Genomic DNA, 9435 nt, shown 5'->3' on the forward strand with positions numbered 1-9435 from the left:
TACGTACTTGTCATTGTGTCTGGGCATTAAAATAATGCCGTTATTCCCTATATTGGTACTGGTAAAACAGACTTTTCCTAATGGAAAGAGCCGCTTTTAGTTCGGGTTACCTTTTTTGGCTCTGAGACTGTGAAAAAAATACTATCTAGATTATTGCAATTTCAGAAACTATAAATACCGAATCTTACTTCATTTCAAGCTAAAATCTTTTGAATCAAAATCAACAAAAATGGCACAAAAAAACACTCAAACAGAATAATTCTACTTGAGTGTTTGTGAAATTCACAGATAACATTGTCGGCAAAAATTCTGACCAACGTCTTTTGATATAGAACCTGATTTAATAGTTGTTTAAGCTCCATTCTTTTTTCAAGAGTCGGAGACTGGATCAAACACACGGTTTAAGTTACTAATATTTTTCTCTGTTATGGAACAGGATTACCTCTCATTTCCCTTTTCTTTAAATTAATCAAAAATCTATCCTTAATAATCTAGTCTTACTAATGTAGCCTGAACTTTCAAGAGTCCTTTTACTGTTCTCATTATAGTACCAACAACCAGGCAAAGGTGTTTTACCATTCTCATGACAAATTTGTTTAAGGTTTAGGATAATACTTCTGCCTATGCCTTTTTGACGATGCTTTTCATTAGTGAACATTCCTGTAGCCTGACAATTTTTCATGATAACATTATCCTCTATTAAACCCATTCCTAAAAATTCATTGTTTTCTCTTAAAACATAAAGCTGCTGGTCCTTAATTCGTTGCTCATGATTGTCAACAAAATCGCCAGTTATCGCTACTATTTCTTGTAGATCATCAAGTGTGGCTACTTTCATTAGATCCCTTGGAAATTCCGGTTCTCTAACTTTTTCTTCCGCTTCTTCAAAGAAGTATGCCTGTAAATGAACCTTTGAATGTTTATCAAGGCATAGAGATAAAAAGCTTTCATCACAAGTTGGGACAAATGCACTCTGTATTTCAAACACATTTAAGACTTCCTGAAAAGCTTGTTGCACAAACTTAAAAGCAGATTTTGAAATAAAAAATTGTGTTAACATTTCTTTATTGAAAACACCGAAATATCCAATATGCTCATCTTCCATATAAATTGAATAAATTTCAGACGTCAAAATATGTTCTTCTAAAAAATTATCATACCTTGATGTTAGACTTTCAAGATAGCTATCCCAAAAATGTTTATTTCCTCTTAGTGTTGATTTTTTATAAGCAAACATGATCGATTTCCTCCCTCATAGATATAAAGTGAAACTTCAACCAGTGGGGGTTTTAGCTATTGCCCCACTGATTGTTAGCCCTAAAGGATGACCTAAAGGCCCTTGAAGCCTTCGGGGGGCTAGCGTTCGTCACTTCTACTTAAACAACTTGATATTCTCGTTGTTTTTGAAGTTGGAGTCTTACAGACGGTTGCTTCGGGATATTCTTAAGCTACTCATCTTTAATAGACAACCCTTCAACAAATTTTCGCTCCATTAGGTGTTTTTTCTTCCTGTACTCCTTTGATTTAAAGACAGTATCGAAATCATAGTCCTCGGGATACAACTCCTTTGCCTGTATATATATCGTTAGCCGTTTATGATTAATGGTTTGCTTTTCCCCTTTTACTTGCACAATGTAATTTCCCCCGTCATCAGGACCTTGATAAACAATCCCTGTTTCACCATGGGGAGAAACCTTGACATTATCCCCTTGATTAAATAAGGGAACCGATGTACTTTGTTTCTTCCTCTGGACAGATCTTCCATACTTATTTACAGCGATTTGTTTTTGATAGCTTTTATCATAAATATCATCTTCTGGAAAAGGTGATTTCTCTAGCTTATCAGCACTAGTTAAATTGCGAGCTCTCTCCACTAACGTTGGATGCATCCCTAGCTTTATAGCAATATGAAAAGCCTGACTTTTTCCTGTTTCTCCTAATAGCAGTCGATAGGTTGGCTTCAAGGTTTCAAGGTCAAATTCCATTGAACAATTAATAAATCCCTCCTTTGTTTGTGCAAGATTTTTTAACTGGCTATAGTGTGTTGTGGCTAGTAACGTCACACCTTTATCTACTAACTGCTCCAAAATAATTTGAGCAAGAGCCATACCTTCATTCGGATCTGTGCCTGAACCTAATTCATCTAGTAATACTAAGGTGTTTTCATGAGCTTCCTCGAGGATGTGAATAATATTTTTCAGTCTAGAACTAAAGGTACTCAAATTTTCATCGATGCTTTGTCCATCGCCCATATCTGCATAAATTTTTGTAAAGAGATGGAGACAGCTACCTTGCTCAGCCGGAATCATTAACCCAGTCTGAGCCATCAATGTCAAAAGGCCGACAGTTTTTAATGTTACGGTCTTACCACCTGTATTGGGGCCCGTGATCACTAATGCTCTATCGTCTATTCCCAATCGAATGGAAAGGGGAACGGCCATTTCACCTAGTAGCGGATGTCTCGCCTTCTTTAAATCCACGATATATTCTTCATTCAGGACAGGAATAGTTCCTTTCAAATGTAGTCCATACTTTGCCTTAGCAAAAATAACATCGTAATGATGCATCGTGTCCATGGCAACAGTCATTTCATGTTCTTTTTCCAGAATTAATCCTGTAAGTGTATAAAGAATTTGCTGAAGTTCGTTTTCTTCGGACAGTATCAAAAAATCTACTTCCTCTTGAAGTTTTGCTACATTATTTGGCATGATAAAAACCGTTGCCCCTGAGGCTGAAACATCAATTACTTGACCTTGAACCTTATTTTTAAACTCTTTCTTAATAGGAAGCGTATATTGTCCATTTTTTTCAATAACATGCTTCTCTTGCAAAAACGTAGTCACCCGTTTAGAACGTACCATTTCTTCTGCTTTCCCCTTTACTTCCACCTGTTTCTGCCGAAGATGTCTTCGAATTTTAGCTAGTTCTGGTGTTGCATAATCATCAATCTGACCATGCTTTAAGCTACGAGTTAACTCGTCCTCCAATGTTTGAAGATTTTCAATGGATAAGGCATAACTTGTGATGATTGGTGCAACTGCTTCTTTATCTCGCATAAACCTCTTTAGCTTTTTACAATGCTCTAGGAAAGTAATTACCTTTGTAAGCTGATCTGGTTTTAAATATAATCCTTTTTGCGCCTGCACAAGCGAGGACGCAACCTCATCGAGAGAATGTATTGGTACACTGGCAGTTATTTTTAATATCTTAGCTGCCTCTGCTACCTCCAGAAGCATCTGGTCTATTTGTTTTTTATCTATAGATGGTGTACTCGACATTAGTGTGTTTTTTGCTTTGTTTGTTAAGGCATAGGATGCAGCCTGTTCCAAAATTCGGTGATATTCCAAAATATTTATCGTATTTTTATCCAATGGTAATTCCTCCTGGTTAATTTTTTCATCAAAAAAACCGCCATAAGCATACGCTTAAGACGGTTTTGGCCCCTTCACTCCATGTGAAATAAATTGGTTCCTTAATATGAAGGTTTAACGATTCCCTACACAATAAGGTACACAAAAAAGCCATGACACGCAGCCATAGACTTTTTAAAGGTTGCCCTTTATTATCCGCTTGGTAGCTTGTTCTTAACGTATACTTAAATAAGGCATAACGAAACAAACCAGCCAAACTGGTTTATTTTACCTTATCAAGTCGTATCCAATTTTATGGATTAGTTAAGAACACTCGCACTCATAAAAAATCTCCTTTATTGTGAAGGGGTTACATTTTCTGTCTATAATATTAGTTATATTATGTATAATTGTCAAGTGTCTTTTATTCTAATTTTGGATTTAAATAATATCCCTGCCAACAAATTTAAATCAACTTGTATTTTATAGTCCTGAATCAAAGTACAAAGTTATTAGTAATACGAATGCAAATATAAGCTACTAGGTGTATTTTGCAAGCAAAAAGTTGAGAAAAATGCAAAGAAAAGTTTAGAACTTTGCCACCAGCCCTCTTTTTCATTACGAATGATGATTTGATAGTGCGTGTTTTACACGGTAACTATCTCCAGTAAAACTCAAGATATGAGCGTGATGAATCACGCGATCTACTAATGCAGCAGTTAGGCGTGCATCTACAATTATACGGTTCCATTGACTAAACTCTAAATTAGACGTAATCACCAGGCTACACTGTTCATACCAATCCGAAATCAGTTGAAACAATAGTTCTGCCCCATCCTTACTAAAAGGCACGTAGCCCATTTCATCTAAAATTATCATATCTACTTTCTTAAACTTGTTACGTAAGGATTGGAAGCGTCCTTCTCTCCACGATCTTTCCAGTAAATCTACCAAATCGGCTACCCGATAGAAACGTACTTCATATCCGTTCCTACAAGCTTTTCGGCCTAATCCTGTTACGAGATGCGACTTTCCTGTGCCAGGCGCGCCTGTTAAAATCACATTCTCTTTTCTGTCGATAAAATATAAAGATTCGAGCGTTTGACGATCCAGTTGTGGAGGAAAGCGTATATGGCTACTCCATTGGTAATTCGTTAATTCTTTTTCATTCATAAAATGTGCTTTTTTGATTAACCGTTCTCCCTTTGCTGCTTCTCTTAGCTCTAATTCTTGTTGTAATAATGCAGTTAAGTATTGTTCTGGATTCTCAAAAGGGATTTTTTCATAAATATCTGCAATATATGCTAAGCGTAGTGATTTGCATTTTTCTTTGATTGGATCAAACATTTTACACTTCCTCCTTTGCTAAGGAATCATTCAAAGGCTGAAGAGAATCGTATATGTTCCAATTCACGTCATAGGGGTGTTCAATGGAATCGGGAAAGCGTTCTATTTCTCCCTTTTCCACCTTTAATAATTCATAAAATCGTTCATCTATTTCCTGCATATCATACTTTATAATCAGGCTTACTAGCCACTGAACACGTTCTTTTCTTAACTTCATGGACTCTACATTTAAGTAATGAGCGATTCGACCAGGGAGGTATGGAAAATACCGAGAATATACAATCGATCGTGGTTTCCTCAACCAATTTTTCAAGATGGATTGCCATGGAATTTCTCTCGTTTGATTCATATAGGGCCTAGGCCCTTTAGAAAGTACTTCTCCGTGTTGAGAAACAAGTTTATAATGATCCCAATATACAATCAAGTGTAGTTTGTTATAGTGATAACTATTTGGTACGTGAATGGCCTTTCCATCAATCGTTACTTCACCATATTTGTTAGCCGTTACGATTGTTTCTTTAAATACAGGATATTCGTAAGCGCCAAATCATCAGGTAGGTCGGCAACACAAATAGCCTTTGCTACAATTGTACGTAGTAAAGGCTATTTACATTGTTCCTGAATTTCAGTTTGCCATGGAAAGAAGTCTTTCATGTTCATCGAAATAGCTGGATTTTCACGATTCGGCATTTTTTCAAACAAGTAGGTAAGGTATTTGAAAGGATCAAGACCATTATCTTTTGCTGTTTGTATGATGCTAAAGATAACTGCGCTTGACCGAGCACCATTGGAACTGGTAGAAAAATACCAAGCTTTCCGTCCAACAACGAGAGGGCGAATGCTACGCTCTGCTAAATTATTCGATACATGCAGGTTGCCATCTAATAATACATTCATCAGGTACGCTTTCTGATTCTTAGCGTAGATTAATGCTTTTCCTAAAAGCGATTGTTTGAGTACGTGCATTTGACTTACCCACGTAAAGAATTCTTCAAAGAGAGGGAGAGATTCTTCCTTTCTCTTTTTTAAACGTTCTTCCCCAGAAAGGTTTTGCCACTTTTCTTCTAATTTGAAAAGTTGATCGCAATAGCTTCGCCCAACTTTGGCGGCTGAAGCTGTTTTGGACTGTTCGCCTTTCGGGATAGCTTCATGAAATTTGCGTCGAACGTGAGCGAGACACCCAACACGCGTAACGTTAGGGATTGAATTATACCCATCGTATCCATCGCAGTGAAGAAAACCACGAAAATTCGCTAAGAAAGCTTTCGGGTGTTTGGCTGCGCGGGTCGTTTGATACTCATACAATACAATCTGTCGTTCCGTATGTGGTCCCGTCCGATAAAGCCACATATAAGATTTAGACCTCGGCTTTCGATCTTTTTCTCGCAAAACTTGTGCTGTCGTCTCATCCGCAAAAAGAATGTTTTCTTTCAAGAGCTCTTTATGAAGCGCTTCATACAATGGCGTTAACCAGTTTTGTGAAACATTCACGGCCCAATTGGCCATGGTTGTTCGACTGAGGTCGATGCCATAACGTTGCCATTCCTTTTCTTGTCGATGAAAGGGCATAAACTGTTCGTATTTCTGATGCAATAACCAGGCAACCGAACTAGGTGATGCTAAGCTCTTCTGAATGACAGGTTTTGGTGTTGGAGCTTTGACAATAACGTCTTCTCCATCTTCCTTACATGTCGGACATTCATAAGCGTGGCGATAATATCTCATTCGTTTGAGGGTTGCAGGGATAAACTCAACCTCTTCTCGAACGAATTCTCGTCCGATAGGGCGCAATACGGTCTCGCACCATTCGCATTGACAGCCTTCTTCCAGATAACAATCCACTTCTTCGATCGGAAGTTCTTTGATGATTTTTGATTGCTTTGTTCCTTTTTTTCGTTTGTATGTAATGGTCTCTAAACAATCAGGTTCTATCGCGTCAGGATCACTTGCCGTCTCGACTTCGTTAAAGATATTTAAGTCATCATCGGTAAACAAAGCTAATTGATCTTCATCATGGGGAGGTGTTTTCTCGCTTGAAGGATTATAGATTTTGCTGATTAGAAAATTAACTTGTTCCGTTAATACTTCGATCTTCTTCGTAAGTTCTTCATTTTCACGGGTTAATTTCTTCTCGAGTTCCGTCATCCTGATCACCTCACCTCTTAACAATTTTCCTTGTTATTATACACGATAATAAAGAAAAGAGAGTGAAAAAAAGGTGTAAATTTACCTTTTTTTCACTCTTTAGCAGAAAGCAGCTGGTGCTACTTTTTGGATTGCTTTTGGTTGTTCTAAAGTTAACCCTTCCAATAACCAGCGAAGCTCTCTTTGTGAGATATTTCGGACCTCCTGGGTTGTCCGGGGCCATTGAATAACTCCACCTTCAATCCGTTTATATAACAATAGAAAGCCATCCCCATCCCAATGCAACGCTTTGTATTTATTGCGACTTCCACCACAGAAGAGGAAGAGGCAATTATCAAATACATTGATGTTGAATTGATCTTGGATAATGGCTGCTAGGGCATCAATCGACTTACGCATATCCGTTTTGCCACAAACCAAGTAGATTTGTTCAACTTTCGTATAATCAATGATCATTCGTTTAACTCTTTAAGCAGTGTGTATAGGATGAATTTATCCACGCCATTGTACACGCGATAAGTGGTTTCCTTCTTCGTACATTGAAAGGCAACGGTTGGTTTCGTTTGCGACTTTTGGTTTTTGTTTGGATATGCTGGTGCATCACTTAGATGAACAGGCACAATATCCTGCTTGTTTTTCATGATATCTCCCTCCATTTAATTAAGTTATCCTAATTATAATTGGAGATTGATCTGGTTAATATCTACCCGTTGTTTTGGCGCTTACTCTTAAATAATATGATCGTTTGATTGTACCAAATTTGTAACAAAAATTTTTAATTAGTATCGTATTTCAATTGAACGACCTAAATAGAAAAAACCTTATAAATATTGATATATCAACATTTACAAGGTTTCTATACTTTATAATCGTAACGTTATTTGACTTGATAATACCGGTGGTCGGGGTCGAACCGACACGTCCTCGCGGACACGGGATTTTGAGTCCCGCGCGTCTGCCAATTCCGCCACACCGGCATAATGTTATGGAGGCGGTAACCGGATTTGAACCGGTGATAGAGGTTTTGCAGACCTCTGCCTTACCACTTGGCTATACCGCCATTATATAATATATCTAAACCTATATACAAAATGGAGCGGAAGACGGGATTCGAACCCGCGACCCCCACCTTGGCAAGGTGATGTTCTACCACTGAACTACTTCCGCAAAATGGCTGGGCTAGCTGGATTCGAACCAGCGCATGACGGTACCAAAAACCGTTGCCTTACCGCTTGGCTATAGCCCAATAAATTTGCAAATAAAAAAATGGGGCGACCGGTGGGAATTGAACCCACGAATGCCGGAACCACAATCCGGTGCGTTAACCCCTTCGCCACGACCGCCATAATAAATTTAGAATAAAAGCAGGGGTAGTAGGAATCGAACCCACACCGGAGGTTTTGGAGACCTCTGTTCTACCGTTAAACTATACCCCTATATATAAAACTTTAATATAATTTAATTAAAAAATGGTGGAGGGAGTAGGACTCGAACCTACGAACCCGATGGGAGCGGATTTACAGTCCGCCGCGTTTGGCCAACTTCGCTATCCCTCCAAAAAAAGTGGTGGCTCGGGACGGAATCGAACCGCCGACACACGGATTTTCAGTCCGTTGCTCTACCGACTGAGCTACCGAGCCAACTAATTGGAAATGATACAATAATATAGTGGCGGTCCGGACGGGACTCGAACCCGCGACCTCCTGCGTGACAGGCAGGCATTCTAACCAACTGAACTACCGGACCATATATCATTGTATTTACATAAAGTCATTCAATTATTTGCATGAATGAATTGGTTGCGGGGGCAGGATTTGAACCTACGACCTTCGGGTTATGAGCCCGACGAGCTACCGAACTGCTCCACCCCGCGATAATAAGAAATATTTTCTATGAACTTAGATGTTCATGGTGGAGGATGCAGGGCTCGAACCTGCGACCCCCTGCTTGTAAGGCAGGTGCTCTCCCAGCTGAGCTAATCCTCCAGATGAAATAATGGTGACCCGTACGGGATTCGAACCCGTGTTACCGCCGTGAAAGGGCGGTGTCTTAACCGCTTGACCAACGGGCCCAACATGTAAAAAAAAGTAATTATATAATAAGGTGGCGGAGAGCGAGGGATTCGAACCCTCGAAACCACGTTAGCGGTTTACACGATTTCCAATCGTGCTCCTTCGGCCACTCGGACAGCTCTCCATTATGGCTCCACAGGTAGGATTCGAACCTACGACCGATCGGTTAACAGCCGATAGCTCTACCACTGAGCTACTGTGGAATGGATGATATGCCTGGCGACGTCCTACTCTTGCAGGGGCAAGGCCCCAACTACCATCGGCGCTGAAGAGCTTAACTACTGTGTTCGGCATGGGAACAGGTGTGACCTCTTCGCTATTGTCACCAGACCTCAAAGCGTCTTTCTATTGTTGCTTATTTTTTCAATGACAAGGAATATTATACTTGTTTTTCAGAAAAAATCAATAGTTTATCAAGATATTTTGCTTTTAAATTTCAAAGTATATATCTTCATATGTAGGTGCAAATGCACCTTCAAAACTAGATAAGAATCAGACAATCACATATCAACTGTAATAAA

The 9435-nt window shown here is 39.1% G+C and carries 7 protein-coding genes, 14 tRNA genes and 1 rRNA gene; all 22 read right to left on the reverse strand.

The window, feature by feature from the left end; translation table 11 throughout:
- Positions 1-469: 469 nt before the first annotated feature.
- Positions 470-1237 (reverse strand): GNAT family N-acetyltransferase, encoded by a 768-nt coding sequence (locus OWO01_RS15515; protein ID WP_268781394.1) that lies wholly within the window; start codon positions 1235-1237, stop codon positions 470-472.
- Between the two features lie 211 nt (positions 1238-1448).
- Positions 1449-3371, reverse strand: a complete 1923-nt coding sequence (locus OWO01_RS15520) for an endonuclease MutS2 (RefSeq protein WP_268781395.1) — start codon at positions 3369-3371, stop codon at positions 1449-1451.
- A 597-nt stretch (positions 3372-3968) separates the two neighbouring features.
- Positions 3969-4697: an IS21-like element helper ATPase IstB gene (gene istB / locus OWO01_RS15525; protein WP_268781396.1), complete on the reverse strand. Its 729-nt coding sequence runs from the start codon at positions 4695-4697 to the stop codon at positions 3969-3971.
- Between the two features lies 1 nt (position 4698).
- The gene (locus tag OWO01_RS15530) at positions 4699-5046 is read right to left on the reverse strand and encodes a hypothetical protein (RefSeq protein WP_268781397.1); all 348 of its coding nucleotides are present in this window, start codon (positions 5044-5046) and stop codon (positions 4699-4701) included.
- A 254-nt stretch (positions 5047-5300) separates the two neighbouring features.
- On the reverse strand, positions 5301-6842 hold the full coding sequence (gene tnpC / locus OWO01_RS15535; protein WP_268781398.1) for an IS66 family transposase: 1542 nt from the start codon (positions 6840-6842) through the stop codon (positions 5301-5303).
- Positions 6843-6941: 99 nt separating this feature from the next.
- Positions 6942-7298 (reverse strand): IS66 family insertion sequence element accessory protein TnpB, encoded by a 357-nt coding sequence (gene tnpB, locus OWO01_RS15540; protein ID WP_268781399.1) that lies wholly within the window; start codon positions 7296-7298, stop codon positions 6942-6944.
- Positions 7295-7483, reverse strand: a complete 189-nt coding sequence (locus OWO01_RS15545; protein ID WP_268781400.1) for a hypothetical protein — start codon at positions 7481-7483, stop codon at positions 7295-7297. The genes tnpB and OWO01_RS15545 overlap by 4 nt, the downstream gene beginning before the upstream one ends.
- Before the next feature lie 252 nt (positions 7484-7735).
- Positions 7736-7819, reverse strand: a tRNA-Leu gene (locus tag OWO01_RS15550).
- A gap of 9 nt (positions 7820-7828) precedes the next feature.
- A tRNA-Cys gene (locus OWO01_RS15555) sits at positions 7829-7902 on the reverse strand.
- Between the two features lie 32 nt (positions 7903-7934).
- Positions 7935-8009: transfer RNA gene (locus OWO01_RS15560), tRNA-Gly, on the reverse strand.
- Positions 8010-8013: 4 nt separating this feature from the next.
- A tRNA-Gln gene (locus tag OWO01_RS15565) sits at positions 8014-8088 on the reverse strand.
- Between the two features lie 21 nt (positions 8089-8109).
- Positions 8110-8185: transfer RNA gene (locus tag OWO01_RS15570), tRNA-His, on the reverse strand.
- A 22-nt stretch (positions 8186-8207) separates the two neighbouring features.
- Positions 8208-8278: transfer RNA gene (locus OWO01_RS15575), tRNA-Trp, on the reverse strand.
- A gap of 34 nt (positions 8279-8312) precedes the next feature.
- A tRNA-Tyr gene (locus tag OWO01_RS15580) sits at positions 8313-8398 on the reverse strand.
- A gap of 8 nt (positions 8399-8406) precedes the next feature.
- Positions 8407-8482 (reverse strand) — tRNA-Phe (locus OWO01_RS15585).
- 29 nt (positions 8483-8511) lie between these two features.
- Positions 8512-8588: transfer RNA gene (locus OWO01_RS15590), tRNA-Asp, on the reverse strand.
- A 50-nt stretch (positions 8589-8638) separates the two neighbouring features.
- Positions 8639-8715, reverse strand: a tRNA-Met gene (locus tag OWO01_RS15595).
- A gap of 36 nt (positions 8716-8751) precedes the next feature.
- Positions 8752-8827: transfer RNA gene (locus OWO01_RS15600), tRNA-Val, on the reverse strand.
- 11 nt (positions 8828-8838) lie between these two features.
- Positions 8839-8913 (reverse strand) — tRNA-Glu (locus tag OWO01_RS15605).
- Between the two features lie 33 nt (positions 8914-8946).
- A tRNA-Ser gene (locus OWO01_RS15610) sits at positions 8947-9038 on the reverse strand.
- Positions 9039-9042: 4 nt separating this feature from the next.
- Positions 9043-9117 (reverse strand) — tRNA-Asn (locus OWO01_RS15615).
- Positions 9118-9128: 11 nt separating this feature from the next.
- A 5S ribosomal RNA gene (rrf, locus tag OWO01_RS15620) occupies positions 9129-9244 on the reverse strand.
- Positions 9245-9435 lie beyond the last annotated feature (191 nt).

It is taken from the genome of Natronobacillus azotifigens (assembly GCF_026805325.1).
GTDB classification, from domain to species: domain Bacteria; phylum Bacillota; class Bacilli; order Bacillales; family Amphibacillaceae; genus Natronobacillus; species Natronobacillus azotifigens.

What these genes read in the sequence shown, in the direction of transcription:
- OWO01_RS15530 (WP_268781397.1), bottom strand. Translation starts at nt 5,046, where the DNA reads ATGAATCAAACGAGAGAAATTCCATGGCAATCCATCTTGAAAAATTGG.
- istB (WP_268781396.1), bottom strand. Translation starts at nt 4,697, where the DNA reads ATGTTTGATCCAATCAAAGAAAAATGCAAATCACTACGCTTAGCATAT.
- OWO01_RS15545 (WP_268781400.1), bottom strand. Translation starts at nt 7,483, where the DNA reads ATGAAAAACAAGCAGGATATTGTGCCTGTTCATCTAAGTGATGCACCA.
- tnpC (WP_268781398.1), bottom strand. Translation starts at nt 6,842, where the DNA reads ATGACGGAACTCGAGAAGAAATTAACCCGTGAAAATGAAGAACTTACG.
- tnpB (WP_268781399.1), bottom strand. Translation starts at nt 7,298, where the DNA reads ATGATCATTGATTATACGAAAGTTGAACAAATCTACTTGGTTTGTGGC.
- OWO01_RS15515 (WP_268781394.1), bottom strand. Translation starts at nt 1,237, where the DNA reads ATGTTTGCTTATAAAAAATCAACACTAAGAGGAAATAAACATTTTTGG.